We start from the raw sequence: 15,291 nt of genomic DNA, 5'->3' as shown, positions 1-15,291 counted from the left end.
TAGTAGGAGTGAAGAAAATGTTTTTTGATGAACCAATCAATCGTAAAGGAACCCAGTGTACTCAGTGGGATTATGTTGAAGACCGTTTTGGTGAAAAAAACTTGTTGCCATTTACGATTTCCGATACGGATTTCAAGGTGCCAGCTGCAGTTGAAGCGGCACTTATCAAGCGGATGCAGCACCCGGTTTTTGGGTATACACGTTGGAATCATAATGAATTCAAGCAAGCGGTCTGCAAATGGTATTCTGAACGTTTTAACAGCATGATCAAAAGCGATTGGCTGGTCTACAGTCCTTCCGTTATGTATAGCGTTAAACAGCTCGTCACCCTACTCAGTGAACCAGGAGATGGGATCATTGTTCAGACGCCAGCGTATGATGCGTTTTATAAAATGATCAAAGAGAACAAAAGAAAAATCGTACCTAATACACTCATCTATGATGCTAAGTCGTATCGCATTGATTTCGAAGAGCTAACAAGATTGATGGCACAGCCTGAAAATAAAGTTCTTCTCCTCTGTAGTCCTCATAACCCAACTGGGAGAGTCTGGCAAAAGGATGAGTTGCAACGAATCATCGAATTGGCGAAAACCCATGATGTATTTATCATCTCTGATGAGATCCATATGGACATTGTAAGAAAAGGGCAAAGGCATCAACCGATCATTGATTTGTTGCAAGAAAATGTAGCCCTTGTTACTTCGGGAAGTAAAACATTTAATTTCCCAGGGTTGATTTATTCTTATGGAATCATTCCTGATCCCAAGTTGCGTGAGCGCTTCTTAACTCAGTTAAAAGAAGCCGATGGGTTGAGCTCCACCAGTATTTTTGGCATGACCGCAACGATTGCTGCCTACGATAATGAAAGTAAGTGGGTGGATCAGCTCAATGACTATCTTGATGGTAATATTGCTTATGTGATCGCTTATTTACAGGAACACCACCCAGAACTCGTGGTCACGAAAAGCGAAGCCACGTATCTTATGTGGATTGATTGTACAGCACTGGGTTTAACGATGGCGGAATTGCAGCAACGAATGATTCGAAAGGGGAAAGTCGCGATTATGTCAGGAGAGATCTATGGGAAAGAGGGGAGAAATTTTTTGCGCCTAAACATTGGCTGTTCGCGAGAAAAACTCATTGATGGCTTGAAGCGATTCACATTGAGTTTGACATAAAAAAGAACCCACTGAGCGATTAGAAAGATCCTGTATTCTTTCTGATCGCCAGTGGTTTTTTAGTCTTTCGTCGTGCGGGGAGTCATTGCAGTAGTAACGGGGATTGGTTCAACGACATGGAAATAGCCTTCTTTGTCTTGAATGATCAGCATATCTTGCTGACTCTTGCTCTTGATGATCTCACCTTTAACAATTTCGTTGGTGACAGTCCGATAAATGCTTGTAGTCATGTTCATTCCTCCCAACGGTTTTTACCAATTGATCTTCAATAGGGGGACTAGTACAAATCAATTGCTTGATTTGTACCAGCAAGGAAAAAGAAAACGAATTGGTATCTTTAGTATAGGAGAGCAATGTTTAGATTGCTGCAATTCCATGTAAAGTTTTTGTTAATCCTTTTATTTTCAGCGATTGACTAATCGGCTAAAGAAAAACGCAAGGCCATTTTATTACTGCCAGACTCCACCATTTTTCCTAGTAACGTTGTTGCATTTTTTAAATACAGTTCGGCCATCTCAGCGTTGGCTTCTTCAAGCAGACGAGTAGGCTGCTTGTCAACGGAAGCTTTACGATCAGTTTCTTGTTGGATGCGGCGACAAGCCGCCATCGTTTCCATTTCAAAACGGTTGGCAAGATCACTATAGCGATCGTAGTCGCTGTCTCCAATCAACGCCAAGGTGCGTCCTAACCAATAGCTATTTGATGGATCGTAGGTCTTTGTCGTATCACAATAGCCAAGTGGGGTCTTAGTGATAGCTGCATAAAAGGGCACAACGCCGTTGAAGGTATTGGGGCCAAAGGCAAGCCAATGAATGCCAGCGATTGCTGCGGGCACGTGGTTGCGAATCTGTAAAATATGGACTTGCTGGTTGCGATTGAGAGCAATCGATCGGAATTGTGTTTTTTGTGTCTCGCTCCCTGTACCGTAAGGGTCAAAAGGCGTATTTTGGAAGTGGGAGCTCAATGCCCATTTTACATCTTCCACGGATAGCTTTTGTTTTGGGTAGCATACAAACGGGAGCTCTTGATCGATCGGTTCAGCGGCTGTTCCGCTAAAGTGTTTTTGAATGTACCATGCCCGCGGGTTATTGTAACGGGCATCTTTTTCTGAGGAGCTGCCAAAAATATGGCGTAGATTAATGCCTTCAAAATCAGGATTTAATTGATAGTCTTCAATCAACTGTTCGAGATCCTGCGAACACAACGTCATTTCTGAGGCGAAATCGAAGTGATCAATGTTTAAGCGATTTGGTGCCACGACATAGGCATCATCTGGTATGCGAACAGCTGCCCAGTGATGTCCACCGATGGTTTCCATATACCAGATTTCCTCGGCATCAGAAAAAGCGATCCCGTTGGCTTCATAGGTCCCATAGGTTTCTAAGAGTTCCCCTAAGCGTAAAACACCTTCTTTAGCGGAATGGATGTAAGGCAGTACGATGCTGACGAAATCAGCTTCCCCGATACCATCTTCCACATATGGATCAATAGCCAAAATGCGTGAATTGGTTGTGATCGTTTCTGTTGCAGTCATGGCGATATTTTCTTCATTGATTCCTGAAGCTGCCCAAACTCCTTGCGATTCATCTGCTTCAGGGGTTGAAGTATAGCGTAATGATTTTGCTGGCAAACTGATTCGACAGTCGCTTAAAACGGCGTAAAATTCATTTCCTTGCTGTTCTGGAGTGATGACGACGAATTTTTGCGGTTCCGAACCGCTTCCAGAATCTTCATTGCGGGCAATCATGGTCGAGCCGTCGATCGATGCTTTTTTTCCTACTAGTAAAGTGGTACAGGACGCTTTTTTTCTATCCATCTTTCCAACACTCCTTCATTTCTTCTTACGAATGATTGAAGCTAGTATACCCATAGTCTCATGGTTTTACAATGCTTTCTATAGAGAGGAACAAAAAAATTTCGCCTTTTTTATTTATTTTTAGTAGAATAAGGTGTTGTAAAAAAAATCAAAGGAGCCATTATTATGAAGAAAACAGTTGTTTTTAGTTATATTTTTTTACTAAGTCTGGTTTTTGCCGGCTGTGCCAAACCATCGATGGATGCGGGAAACTCCTCCAGTGAATCTTCGTCAGTCCAACAAAACGCCGAAGAGCGCACTGCCCAAATCAGCTTCAATAATAAAAGTGAAGAGCAAGACCAGGAGATCGAAACCAAAACGGTCACTTTTAAAGAAGGGGTTTCTTTGATGACTATCATGAAAGAGAACTTTGACTTGGAAGAAAATCAAGGGATGATCACCAGCATTGACGGTTTAGCGCAAGATGAAAAAGCTGGCTATTATTGGACATATACGATCAATGATGAAATGATTACAACTGGGGCAGATGATACCTTTTTAGGAAACAACGATAAAGTGGTTTTCACCTATGAAAAATTCGAATAAACCACTTGCATTTGCTGGAAAAGAAATTGCTTATTTAGGGCTGCTTGTGGCAGCGGCCGTCGTCGGCAGGTCACTTTTTCAACCCTTACCCAATGTTCAACCAATGACGGTGATCTTTTTATTAGTAACCATCCATTTAGGTCTTAGTCGTGGATTGATCGTTTGTCTGCTCTCGATGCTGATTACCAATTTTTACATGGGAATGGGAATATGGACGATTGCTCAATTAGTTAGCTATGCAATCATTATTTTGGGGATGTATCTGTTGTCAAAAAGCAAGCTGTTTATGAAACGGTTGCTTTTACAAGTCAGCTACAGTGTATTTGCAGGGTTTGCTTATGGCTTTGTGATATCTTGGATCAGTGTCAAACTTTATGGGTTTCCTAGCTTTTGGGCTTATTATTTTCAAGGATTGAGCTTTGATGCCCTCCACGCAATAGGCAATGGCATTTTTTATCTGTTACTAGCACCGATCTTTCTGCGGCTTTTCCAACACTACTATCCAAAGAACAACAGCGAAGGGCACTAAGCGCTTCGCTTTTTTTGTTGAGTTAGCTAGTGTCGGGCAAAACGTCCATGACTAGAGGAAAAAGTCTTTGACGATCAAATGAGGTGAAAGGGGTTATGTGAGGAAACAAGCAGGCATATTGTTGTGCAAAAGCGGTTTCTGCAGGTATCTTTAAGGTATCTAAGGAAGGATGTGGCTTTTGATGAAATGGATCGTGAAAAAAGATGATTTAGAAAGCTACCGTGCGAAGTTCCATGGAAAACTGGCTGGTTATGCCGAGGAAGCCAAAATGATTGCCCTGCCAACACCAAAGTATTTTATCGTGGTGGTTGACGAAGAAAAAATCCACTTGATTCAGTTAGATCTGCAATTTCATGAAAAAGGGATGCAGACAATTATGATCCACGAGATCACAAAATTACAACTAGGCGGTGTGGTAAATAAAAAAGTCCAGATTCAGACACCTTCGACCACTGTCAAACTAATGATCAAACCGTTGGCGATCGGTATCAAAGAGGAACAAAAAGCCTTGATCGACCGGTTTACTAGAATGTCGCGATAAACATCGGAGGAACACGCGGGAAAAATCAGCTGGATTTTTTCAAAAAAAAAGCAAGGGCAGTTGTCTGCACTTGCTTTTCGTGAGTCCTGTTATTCTGGCGTACCGACGATTTTAATAAACTCATCGATATTCTTGATTTTCATATGCTTGATCACTAACTGTTCCCGCTTGTTCCATTTTCCTTCGACTTCTAATTGGTATTTATTTAAAGGAAGGCGTAAGACATAACTGGCTAAGTAGCGATCCTTAATAATGCAATTCACGATTTTGTGGTCTTCTAAAAGTTGGATACCTGTTAGCATCATTGGCGTTTCTTGAAAAACACGGCTATTGACTAACAATCCAGTGTGGGTTTCGTTCATGGGATCTTCCTTTCTGATAAACCTGGGATAAATCATCTTTCTGTCTGTTATGTTACCTGATTTGCATCAGAAAGGCAATTCCTATAATAAATCCTCGTTATTATGTGTCACGTAAAAAGAAAGGAGGCAAAAGGAGTGGTTGGGTATAACCGTTTCTCAAAAGAGTTTCAAAAGGCTTCGAAAGAACTCCGTGAAGGGAAGAAGTCCAAAAATGCCAATAAAGGGCTGCGAACACGACAAAAAATCGCTGCTGAAAAAGAACAAAAAGCACAAAATGCTTTTTCGACTGGTTTTTTGATCGGTTCCTTCAGAGAAATATTCCGCAAGAAATAAGCAAGTTCCGCTGCCAAAGCGGGACTTGCTTTTTGTTTAGAATAAATAATTGAAGAAGACACCGTTGAGAAAGGAAAAGCTCAGATAAAATAGAAAAAGTGTCACGATGTCCAGAGGTAAGCCTTTCAGAATTGGCGGAATTGCGGCAATTTGATTTCGTGTATGAACCCCTGACAAAGCACAGGAAAAGAGAAAATACATGCCTACAGCAACAAATAAATTGGTTAAATAATCGGTATAGGGAAATTGGGTCACAGTGGCGATCGTCAGCAAAGTGACACTGACTAGGGTCGTCTTTTTTAGATCATTCGTCAAGAAACGTTTTTTTGCTGGAACGATCAGTAAGCATAAACTGGCAGTAATCAAGGCGATGATGGCAGCACTTACCAAATTGGTGACCACTTGATTGCCATAGACAAAGCGATTTTGAAGCAAAAGATAAAAACTTAAACCGCTCAACAAGTATGCGACTGCAATGATCCCTGACAGGAAAACCACCCGTGTCGTCACGTTCGGTTTTTTTTCTTTGACGATCGGCGCCAAATTTTGGCAGGCGTAATTTGTGAGTAGAATGACTAGGAAGACCACTAGTCGATTGGCGATCATCATATGAGAACGCTCCTTTCTTGCGTTTTAGCTCATGATTTTAAGGTTGAACGGGGTCTTTTTTCCTTCCCCTAAAATGCGAAGGCGTAAGAAGCGATCGATGAGTGGAGTAAAACAATTCATGATCAAGATGGCATAGCTCATGCCTTCGTTTGTGAAACCAAAGAAACGGAAGAGGACAACGAGAAGCCCCACGCCTAAGGCAAAAAGATTTTCTCCTGCTTTTGTTCCTGGAGTCGAAGAATAATCAGTCGCCATATAGATCGCACCCAACATGGCACCACCGCTGATGATATGCCCAATCACCGTTTGCCAACTGCCAGTAAAAAGTCCTTCTGGACCAAGGATAAAAGCAAAGAGCCCGATCGTTGCAAAAATAATCAGCGGGATACGAGGGGAGATGATTTTCTTGTAAACGAGAAAAATTCCACCCAGAAGTAAAAGCAAGGCACTGGTTTCACCGATTCGTCCCCCAGTAAATCCTAAAAAAGCATCCAACAGATCAGAACCGCTTAAGGTGTCCCCGGCCTTCATGACAGCTAATGGCGTAGCACCGGAAACGACATCGTTCGCCGTAGCTTGCGAAACCACATCAGGAGCGATGCTGCCAAAAGGTGGATCTGGCCAACTGATCAAAAACATCTGGTTATAAAACAAACCAATCAACAAGGCGCGACCGCCAAGGGCTGGATTTAAAAAGTTATAGCCGATACCGCCAAAAAATTCTTTGACGATGATCACGGCAAACGCCACCCCGATCACTGGGAAATACCAAGGTGCGGTCGGTGGAAGATTCATCGTTAAAAGCAAGGCCGTCACAACGATGCTTAGATCGAAACGAAATGGCCGTTTGATGAGGTAGGACCAAATTCCGTCGGCGGCAAACGCCGTGGCTAACGCAATGAAAAACAACCCATATACCTTGAGCCCGAAAAGGTAGCCCGAGAATAAAACTGCTGGTAGTAAGGCTAGTACTACACAGCCCATGATTTTGACTGTTTCGTCATTGCTGCGAATATGTGGGCTTGGTGGTGTTTCTTGGTTTTTTCGTTGCTGAAAGAGGCGCTCGCTATCGGAATCCTTGTAGTAATCAGGCACTTTCCTTCGCCTCCTTCTGCAGCTGTGCAACCTTGCCTTTTGCGGCAGTGATGTTGGCAGCTAAGGAACGTTTGGCTGGACAGACAAAGGTGCAAGCACCACAATTGATACACGCTTCTGCCAGCAATTCTTCACATTTTTGATAATCGCCTGCTCGATAGAATTGATCGATCTCCATCGGCATCAGGCGCATCGGACAAGCTTCGACACATTTATTGCAGCGAATGCAGGGGTTTTCGGCATAGAGCCAATCGGTTTCTTCATTAAAAACAACGATCCCGTTGCTGCCTTTGGTGACCGGAACCTTTAATGTTTTGACGGATTTCCCCATCATGGGGCCGCCAAGAATCAGCTTGCTGGGCGCACCTTGAAAGCCGCCAGCAAAATCGATCAACTCTCCTGCGAGTGTTCCTAAAGGATTTTTGACGATGCGTGGATGTTGAACATCACCAGTCACGGTTGTATAGCGTTCAATCAGCGGTTTGTCATAACAGACCGCTTCAGCGATGGCAAAGCTGGTGGCAACATTGATCAATACGATCCCAATATCGGCAGTCAAGCCGCCTAAAGGTACCTCCTGATCGGTCAATAACTCTACTAACTGCTTTTCACCACCGGTTGGATAAACAGTTGGGACAGTAACGACTTCTATCGTGTCATCCTCTGCACTTGCGGCTTGCATCGCTGAAATGGCTAGCGGTTTATCATCCTCGATGCCAATGATGATTTTTGGATCAGCTAACAATTTTTGGGCAATTTTTGCCCCTTGGATGATTTTTTGGGCTTCTTTTTGCATTAAGAAGGCATCACTGCGCAAAAAGGGCTCACATTCAGATCCGTTTAAGATCAAGGTATGGATTTTTTTATTTTCATCAATACTGAATTTGACATGGGTGGGAAACGTTGCACCGCCTTTGCCGGCGATACCGCCTTGACGGATTTTTTTGAGGATCGTTTCGTTAGCAGCAGATTGCCAGTTGAATGGGGTAGACAAAAAATCATTATCGAAGGCATAATCGTTTTCAATGATGATGGTTTTTCCTTCTTCATTGTTTTGATTTGGCCAATCGACAATATCGACGATTTTGCCCGAAACAGATGCATGGACTTTCGCAGATACAAAGGCATCTGCTTCAGCGATCACTTGCCCTTGCTTGACGTACTCACCAACGGAAACCGTCGGTTCGACAGGGGCACCAATATGTTGTGCCAAAGGGATAAAGACCATCGTGGGTGAAAAGGTAAGGATTTCATCTTGTTCGATCATTAATTTTTCTTTTAACATTTGTAACGGGGGACTTAGTGAAATTCCACCAGTAAATGTTCTCATAGCCAACACTCCTTTTTTCTCCTAACTTTATTCTAGCATGCCATCCGCATTCTCAAAACCATAAACGCTTACATTTCACAAGAAAAACTTATTTCGGTTGACATATGATTGTTTGTTCATATATAATCAGGGTATAAACATGATTGATCGTTCATATGTTCGATGGAATAGAGGAGGTTTTGATGATGGCTGAACATACTTGTCAACACGAGCACACAAAAACGAAGGGACATACGCATACCCATGATCATGGGACGTTTCCTCGTAAAGTTTACTTCGCGGGGGTAATCTTCTTTATAGTGGCGCTGTTTATTTCGAATCAATGGGTAAAAGACGGGGTTTATTTTGCTGCAGTTTTATTAGCGGGCTACCACATTTCGTGGGAAGGGATCGAGGATACCGTAAAAAGCACAAGAATCAATCGGCGCTTTACGCCAAATGTACATCTATTGATGTTATTAGCAGCGATAGGGTCAATGATCATAGGCAATTTTAATGAGGCAGCCTTACTGATTTTGATTTTTGCTGGTGCTCACTTTTTAGAAGAATACGCGGAAGGGCAAAGCCGACGTGAAATTACCAATCTTCTCAAATTGAATCCAACGGAAGCGCGTTTGATGGGCCCAGATGGGAAAGCCAAAAAAATTGCTGCTTCAGAGATAAAAAAAGGGGATATTTTACAAGTTTTGCCTGGTGATCAGTTAGCAACAGATGGGGTGATTCTTTCTGGCACGAGTGCCATCAACGAAGCTTCCATCAATGGCGAGAGTATACCGCGAGAAAAAACAGCGGGAGACGAAGTTTATGGCAGTACCATTAATGGCAATGGAACATTTTTGATGGAAGTCACAAAAGACAGCTCGGAAACGGTCTTTGCCAAAATTCTTTCAGTCGTTGAAGCGGCACAGTCGAATCAGTCACCAACAGAAACACGAATCAAAAAAATTGAACCAATCTATGTAACCATTGTTTTCATTGCAGTCTCTTTGTTCATCTTAACAGCACCGTTTCTACTTGGTTGGGATTGGTATACTAGTTTTTATCGCGGGATCGTGATGATGATTGCAGCGTCTCCTTGTGCGTTAGCGGCAAGTGCGGTACCTGCTAGTTTATCTGCGATTTCAAATCTAGCGAAAAAAGGGATTCTTTTTAAAGGCAGTAACTACTTAACGAATTTTGCTCAGATCAAAGCGGTGGCATTTGACAAAACGGGCACGTTGACCGTCGGAAAACCAACGGTCACGGATGTCATTTTCTCTGAAGCCATCGATCAAGCAGAGGCCGCTTCCATCATCGTTTCGCTGGAAAAACAAGCCAATCATCCATTGGCAGATGCGATCGTTACTTATTTTGAGAAGAACAGTAAAGGGCAGCAAAACGAACAGCTGACGGTTACGAATGAGATTGGTTCCGGTTTAGTAGCCGTCTCAGGAACAAAAACCTATCGATTAGGAAAAAGAACCGAAAACTCCCAGTTAACAGGTTCGTTGGAGCAACAGTACCGTCACCTGGAAGCGCAAGGAAAAACGATGGTCATTTTTTCCATCAATGAAGAGGTTGTCGCAATCATCGCTTTGATGGATGAGCCGAACGAACAGGCAGCTTCTGTGATTCGTTATTTAAAAAATGAAGGGATCCATACCGTTATGATCACCGGAGATAGTGCGTCTGCTGGGGAAGCCATCGGAAAGCGGCTAAACGTTGATCAAGTGGCGGCTAATGTGTTACCTGAGAACAAAGCGGAAGCGGTTCGAGCACTCCAAGAAGCCTACGGACAAACCGCCATGGTGGGGGATGGCATCAATGATGCGCCCGCACTTGTTCAGGCAGACATCGGTTTTGCGATGGGGGAAGGGTCAGATGTTGCTATCGAAGTGGGGGACGCTGTGATCATGAAAAATGACCTTTCACGCTTCGCGTATGCCTATCGCTTAGCGAAGAAAATGGATCGAATCATTTGGCAAAATATTTTCTTCTCCATGTTTATCGTCGCATTATTAGTCGGGTTGAATCTATTTGGAAAAATGAATATTGGGCTGGGGGTATTTGCCCATGAAGGAAGTACGTTGATTGTATTGTTTAACGGGTTGCGCCTTTTGCGCAAACTGCCAGATGCATAAAAAAAAGCGGCTATCGAAGGATAGCTGCTTTTTTAATGACTGAATTGTGTCGAAGTTGGAAAATCAAAGGCATCGATTTTTTGTAATCGATTTTCGATCCTTCTTAGAATCCCTTCAGAGGACTCCAACGGTTTGATTGCATGATAAGCAGTCAGTAACAGGACTTTTTCTTTAGCGGGACGGTTTTCGATGCGGTAGATATTTGCTAATCGTTCCACGTATTCATAATGACTATAGTCTGTTTTATTGATCAAGAAATGCAAAAGATCTTTGGCTTTTGCGTAGTCTTCTTGCAGATAGAAACTGATTGCTTCACGATACAATTTGATATCAAGTTCTTCGATCTGGTCAGGGGTTGCTTTAAGCGCACGCCACTCATTGATCGAGATTTTTCGTACGACTTTGCCAGTTGCATCGGTCAAAAAAATTACCGGTACATCGTTTGGATGTTTTGCTTCTTGCTTGATTTTCTTCATGTCGCACCTCCCGCGTGTCAATGGACTGACTGTTTGATATCTCCTATTTTAAAAGGAATATCGGGAAAAGTCTACATGTAGATGTTAGATTCGCAGGAAATTTTAAAACATTCTCATTTATTAGGCTCTTTTTCGTTGAAAATGGTTGACCGCATCGGAGGCACCCATGAAAATCAAGATCCCGCCAAAAATTTGGAAGAATAACAACCAAGTGGCGAAGGGATTCAATACTAGGATGATCCCTGCAGCAATGATCAATAGACTGATGATTAAGCTAGTGATATAAGGTAAACCAATGCGTTTTTGGTTAAAGCTTGCCATCAATCGGGTGCAACCGCTGATGGTGATCATGATTCCTAAGAAAAATGGCACGATGGCAAGCAATCCTTTGGCAAAAACTAAAATCGCAGCTGCCGCAATCAACAGTAAGATACCAGAGACGGATTGCACATTGCGATAGCCCTTTTGTTTTTCTTTGTAGCTCGTATACAAGCTAATGATCCCTAAACATGCAATATACCCAGCAACAAGATAAACGATCGTGTTGAAGACAGATCGTGGTGCAATCAAGATGATGAAGCCAAAGACGATATATACGACGGCACGAAGTAAATCATAGCGTTGTAATTTATCAAAAAATGCATTCATGATAATTCCTCCTTTTTTTCCTATTGTACCGAATTCTTGTTAAAATAGATATCAAAAAACCTACGAAATAGGCTAAGCCTTTTGTATCAGATGGTTTTTTGGTAGAATAAGGAAAAGAAAACAGAACGGAGAGTATTATGAGTGGGTTAACGCTAGTGATGTGTGCCTTTACGATCGTTTTATACCTTTATTTATTCGTGGTAAGGAAAGACATTCAATTTCTTGCTGTGGAGCGCAAACTAAGCAAGGTCGCCATTACGATTTTTTCAGTAATGATCATCCTGTCTATGGTGATGATGGAAGAGGCACTTGATAATCGGGTGCGAGGGATCGTTTCGGGTTTGGTCTTTTTGAGCTTTGTTTTAGATAGCCGCGGCTTAGCACTTGATCGAATCATTGTCCATCCAATGAGTATCAAAGGGGTACTATACCAAGAGATCGATCGAGTCGTTTTATTTCAAGAAAAGGAAGGGCAGCCCATCAAGATGAACTATTTTCGAAGAGGGATGAGAGGCCCATTGATGAAATTCAAGCAGCCATTAGCAGAATTGGTTGTTTTCTTGTCAGAACACTTGAATGAAGGGACACCGATCGATATTTTAGTCGATCATGATCAAGGAACAAAGGACTAAAAGACCCTCGATTACTGCCAGTTTAAGGCGTAATCAAGGGTCTTTTTTTAGGTCGAAAATCGATTAATGGAACACGCGGAAGCGCTCATCGTCACTTAGAAATTCTTTTTCGTTCGGTTCGCTTTCTTTTGAACCAAAGACTAGTTGCGCCCGCAGTTGCCAATTTTCAGGAATTGACCATTCAGCTGCAACAGCGTCATCGATGACAGGGTTGTAATGCTGTAAGTTGGCACCTAATCCAGCTTCTTCTAAAGCGGTCCAAGCGTTCGCTTGAGCGATCCCATTCGATTGTTCTGCCCAAACGGGAAAGTTCTCTGTATATAGCGCAAATTGCTCTTGCAAATTTTTCACGGTATCCGTGTGAATAAAGAATAGAACGGTTCCGTAACCCGCTTTAAAACCAGCAAGTTTTTGTTTTGTCGCTTCAAACGCTTCGGGTGGTGTCAATGGTTCTAACGCAGCCTCTGTTAATGTCCACAATTTTTCATGGGCTTCACCAAATAAAATCACGGCTCTTGGTGATTGTGCGTTAAACGCAGTTGGACTATTTTTCACTGCTTCTTTCACAATGTCTTCGATTTCAGTGTCGGAAAGAGCCACATTTTTACCTAGCCCATAGATTGAGCGGCGCTGTTTGATTGTATCAAGAAATTTTGTCATCGTATTCCCACCTTTTCTATTGTCATAGAGTGAAGTATACATTCTTACTTAATGTTAGTAAAAGAAAATGCTTGGGACGTCAAAAAGTCAGGCAAACGCACCTGACTTTTTCTTATTGGGCATCGATAGCAATGAATTTAACGGTCACGTATTCTTCAGGGCCATATTTGCCGTTTTCACGACCAAAACCGGAATGCTTGACGCCGCCGAAGGGAGCCGCCGGATTTGAGATCGCAATGTCATTGACCCCAACCATCCCATATTGGAGGTTTTGGGCTACATTCGAGATCGTTTGCAAATTCGTTGAAAAGAAGTAGGAAGCTAGTCCAAATTCCGTATCATTTGCCGCAGCGATGACTGCTTGTCGATCCGTAAATGAGATCAATGGAATCACAGGTCCAAAGGTTTCTTCATAGTAGATAGCCATCTCAGAAGTAATCCCATCGATGACCGTTGGTGCGAAGAAGTTGCCTTTTTCGTATTCACCTTCAGTAAGCTTCTTACCACCGAGTAAAACTTTAGCTCCTTTATTTACCGCATCTTCCAACTGCTCGATGACTTTTTCAACGCCTGCTTGGTTGATCAAAGGACCAACAGTAGGGTTTTCCAGACCATTGCCGACCGTTACGGTTTCCATTTTCGCTAGTAATGTTTTGGTAAAGGCGTCTTTGATGGACTCTTCGACAAAAATTCGATTGGGGGATGTACAGACCTGACCGTTGTTGCGGAATTTTGCTGCAATTAATTTTTCAGTAGCTAAATCTAAATCAGCATCAGCAAAAACAAGAAACGGGGCATGACCACCTAACTCCAATGAAACTTTTTTCAGAGTTGGTGCTGCTTGTTCATATAATTTCATCCCAACTTTCGTGGAGCCGGTAAAGGTGATTTTTTTGACTTGTTCATTTTCGGTCAGTTCTTTCCCAATCTCAGAAGAATCACCTAAGACGATATTGACGACCCCGTCTGGAAGTCCTGCTTGTTGAAAAAGTTCACCTAAAGCCAATGCTGATAGGGGTGTTTCTTTAGATGGTTTCATAACAAGGGTACAGCCAACGGCCATAGCAGGTGCAATTTTTCTTGCAATCATGTTAGAAGGAAAGTTCCAAGGTGTGATCGCGCCAACAACCCCGATCGCTTCTTTGCGTACCAGCCAATGATTGTGTTCAGGGGCTGGAATCACTTCGCCATAGACCCGTTGCGCTTCAGCTGCATTCCAACGGAAATTGTCAACGTTGGATTGGATTTCTGCCTCCGCTTCTTTTAATGGTTTTCCTTGTTCCATACTCATGATTTTTGCTAAACGATCGCTTTCTTCTTCCATCAAATCAGCAATGGCGTTCATCAAATCGGCACGTTCTCGAGGGGAGCGTTTTGACCATTCGGGAAAAGCAATCGCTGCGGCATCGATTGCTTGCTTGGTTTCCTCGATCCCTCCTTGACTGACTTTTACGAGTTCTTCATTAGTGGCAGGATTGGTAACCGAAACCGACTCTTTTGTTCCTTCAAGCCATTTTCCGTTAATCAATAACTTTGTTGGTACTTGTGGTAACTGTTGGTTCATCTTGGCACTTCCTTTCAATAATGGGTTCTTATTAAACCCTAGCACGGATCAGAAAGGATGACAATTCATATGCAAGTCTCTTGATTCTCCAAATTTTTGTAAAGAACCAAAGGGGAAATGTCCTGCTCCTATCATTTTATGGTAGAATAGAAAATAAGAATGTTTGTTCGATTCTTGGAAAATATAGTAAAATATTCAAGGAGTGAGGGACGCGTGCAACAAGTAAAAGAGCTTTTAAAAACAGTAGGATTTGTCGTGATCTTCACTTTATTCCTCTTGTTATTAAGACAGTATGTCTTTACTCCTGTGATCGTAAAAGGAGATTCGATGGACCCCACATTACATGATGGTGAGCGGGTAATTGCTTTGAAAAATACCGAGATCGAACGTTTCGATATCATAACGTTTGAAGCACCGGATGAAGCAGGCAAAAATTATATCAAACGCGTGATCGGTTTGCCTGGCGACCAGGTTTCCTATCAAAACGATACCCTTTATATCAATGGACAAGCATATGATGAACCCTACTTGGATGAATTCAAAGCAGCTGTCACAGATGGCTTTCCATTGACCAGTGATTTTGATATGGGGTTATTTGGTGTTGAAGTCATTCCTGAAGGTCAAATTTTAGTGTTAGGGGATAACCGCCGAATTTCCAAAGATAGTCGTCAATTAGGTCTGATCGATGAAGCAACGATTTTGGGTGATGTAAAATTTGTATTCTGGCCAATTGCCGATTTTGGTATGCTAGGCAAAGAGTGAAATTCTGCGACCGTTTTTTTGTTTTTAAGGAGATTCTTTTAAAAACAAAGA

18 protein-coding genes are annotated in these 15,291 nt (G+C 42.5%); 8 read left to right on the top strand and 10 right to left on the bottom strand.

Annotated elements, in window-relative coordinates; all coding sequences use genetic code 11:
• The first annotated feature begins 17 nt into the window (after nt 1-17).
• Nucleotides 18-1,178 carry a MalY/PatB family protein gene (locus IGJ44_RS08990; protein ID WP_167827417.1) on the top strand — a complete coding sequence of 387 codons (1,161 nt, stop codon included), beginning with the start codon at nt 18-20 and terminating at the stop codon, nt 1,176-1,178.
• A gap of 59 nt (nt 1,179-1,237) precedes the next feature.
• Here IGJ44_RS08990 and IGJ44_RS08985 read toward each other — a convergent pair whose 3' ends face one another.
• Nucleotides 1,238-1,408, bottom strand: coding sequence for a hypothetical protein (locus tag IGJ44_RS08985; RefSeq protein WP_010748430.1), 171 nt, complete (start codon nt 1,406-1,408; stop codon nt 1,238-1,240).
• A 185-nt stretch (nt 1,409-1,593) separates the two neighbouring features.
• Nucleotides 1,594-2,994 (bottom strand): C69 family dipeptidase, encoded by a 1,401-nt coding sequence (locus tag IGJ44_RS08980; protein WP_167827416.1) that lies wholly within the window; start codon nt 2,992-2,994, stop codon nt 1,594-1,596.
• A gap of 165 nt (nt 2,995-3,159) precedes the next feature.
• On the opposite strand from IGJ44_RS08980, the gene IGJ44_RS08975 reads away from it, so the two are divergent.
• The 3 genes from IGJ44_RS08975 to IGJ44_RS08965 all read left to right on the top strand — a co-directional run bounded on the left by IGJ44_RS08975 (nt 3,160) and on the right by IGJ44_RS08965 (nt 4,649).
• Nucleotides 3,160-3,579, top strand: a complete 420-nt coding sequence (locus IGJ44_RS08975; protein WP_005226209.1) for a DUF4430 domain-containing protein — start codon at nt 3,160-3,162, stop codon at nt 3,577-3,579.
• Nucleotides 3,563-4,108, top strand: coding sequence for a metal ABC transporter permease (locus IGJ44_RS08970; protein ID WP_015509784.1), 546 nt, complete (start codon nt 3,563-3,565; stop codon nt 4,106-4,108). The genes IGJ44_RS08975 and IGJ44_RS08970 overlap by 17 nt, the downstream gene beginning before the upstream one ends.
• A 169-nt stretch (nt 4,109-4,277) precedes the next feature.
• On the top strand, nt 4,278-4,649 hold the full coding sequence (locus tag IGJ44_RS08965; protein WP_005226207.1) for a hypothetical protein: 372 nt from the start codon (nt 4,278-4,280) through the stop codon (nt 4,647-4,649).
• Between the two features lie 89 nt (nt 4,650-4,738).
• Here IGJ44_RS08965 and IGJ44_RS08960 read toward each other — a convergent pair whose 3' ends face one another.
• Complete coding sequence (locus IGJ44_RS08960; protein ID WP_005226206.1) at nt 4,739-5,011, bottom strand: hypothetical protein; 273 nt, start codon at nt 5,009-5,011, stop codon at nt 4,739-4,741.
• A gap of 135 nt (nt 5,012-5,146) precedes the next feature.
• Between IGJ44_RS08960 and IGJ44_RS08955 the strand changes: the two genes are divergently transcribed.
• A complete protein-coding gene (locus tag IGJ44_RS08955) occupies nt 5,147-5,344 on the top strand; it encodes a hypothetical protein (protein ID WP_015509783.1) in 198 nt (65 codons plus the stop codon).
• Between the two features lie 36 nt (nt 5,345-5,380).
• On the opposite strand, the gene IGJ44_RS08950 is transcribed toward IGJ44_RS08955, so the two are convergent.
• The 3 genes from IGJ44_RS08950 to rsxC are packed head-to-tail and all read right to left on the bottom strand — an operon-like array spanning nt 5,381 to nt 8,378.
• Nucleotides 5,381-5,953 carry a hypothetical protein gene (locus IGJ44_RS08950; RefSeq protein WP_430605645.1) on the bottom strand — a complete coding sequence of 191 codons (573 nt, stop codon included), beginning with the start codon at nt 5,951-5,953 and terminating at the stop codon, nt 5,381-5,383.
• 24 nt (nt 5,954-5,977) lie between these two features.
• Entirely contained in the window at nt 5,978-7,048 is a 1,071-nt protein-coding gene (locus tag IGJ44_RS08945; RefSeq protein WP_015509781.1) for an RnfABCDGE type electron transport complex subunit D, read from the bottom strand.
• Complete coding sequence (gene rsxC, locus IGJ44_RS08940) at nt 7,041-8,378, bottom strand: electron transport complex subunit RsxC (protein ID WP_034857394.1); 1,338 nt, start codon at nt 8,376-8,378, stop codon at nt 7,041-7,043. The genes IGJ44_RS08945 and rsxC overlap by 8 nt, the downstream gene beginning before the upstream one ends.
• 185 nt (nt 8,379-8,563) lie before the next feature.
• On the opposite strand from rsxC, the gene IGJ44_RS08935 reads away from it, so the two are divergent.
• A complete protein-coding gene (locus IGJ44_RS08935; RefSeq protein WP_121261247.1) occupies nt 8,564-10,498 on the top strand; it encodes a heavy metal translocating P-type ATPase in 1,935 nt (644 codons plus the stop codon).
• 32 nt (nt 10,499-10,530) lie between these two features.
• On the opposite strand, the gene IGJ44_RS08930 is transcribed toward IGJ44_RS08935, so the two are convergent.
• Together IGJ44_RS08930 and IGJ44_RS08925 are read right to left on the bottom strand one after the other, a co-directional pair.
• Nucleotides 10,531-10,974, bottom strand: coding sequence for a hypothetical protein (locus IGJ44_RS08930; protein ID WP_167827413.1), 444 nt, complete (start codon nt 10,972-10,974; stop codon nt 10,531-10,533).
• A 120-nt stretch (nt 10,975-11,094) separates the two neighbouring features.
• Nucleotides 11,095-11,622, bottom strand: coding sequence for an HdeD family acid-resistance protein (locus IGJ44_RS08925; protein ID WP_005226199.1), 528 nt, complete (start codon nt 11,620-11,622; stop codon nt 11,095-11,097).
• Nucleotides 11,623-11,759: 137 nt separating this feature from the next.
• On the opposite strand from IGJ44_RS08925, the gene IGJ44_RS08920 reads away from it, so the two are divergent.
• Entirely contained in the window at nt 11,760-12,254 is a 495-nt protein-coding gene (locus tag IGJ44_RS08920; protein WP_005226198.1) for a hypothetical protein, read from the top strand.
• A 63-nt stretch (nt 12,255-12,317) separates the two neighbouring features.
• On the opposite strand, the gene IGJ44_RS08915 is transcribed toward IGJ44_RS08920, so the two are convergent.
• Together IGJ44_RS08915 and IGJ44_RS08910 are read right to left on the bottom strand one after the other, a co-directional pair.
• A complete protein-coding gene (locus IGJ44_RS08915) occupies nt 12,318-12,914 on the bottom strand; it encodes a nitroreductase family protein (RefSeq protein WP_430605644.1) in 597 nt (198 codons plus the stop codon).
• 112 nt (nt 12,915-13,026) lie between these two features.
• Entirely contained in the window at nt 13,027-14,478 is a 1,452-nt protein-coding gene (locus IGJ44_RS08910) for an NAD-dependent succinate-semialdehyde dehydrogenase (RefSeq protein WP_167827412.1), read from the bottom strand.
• Between the two features lie 213 nt (nt 14,479-14,691).
• Between IGJ44_RS08910 and lepB the strand changes: the two genes are divergently transcribed.
• The gene (gene lepB, locus IGJ44_RS08905; protein ID WP_005226195.1) at nt 14,692-15,240 is read left to right on the top strand and encodes a signal peptidase I; all 549 of its coding nucleotides are present in this window, start codon (nt 14,692-14,694) and stop codon (nt 15,238-15,240) included.
• Nucleotides 15,241-15,291: the final 51 nt, after the last annotated feature.

The organism is Enterococcus sp. DIV1368d, from assembly GCF_050542975.1.
Classification (GTDB): Bacteria; Bacillota; Bacilli; order Lactobacillales; family Enterococcaceae; genus Enterococcus_D; species Enterococcus_D casseliflavus.
This window is presented reverse-complemented; position numbering and strand designations above follow the sequence as displayed.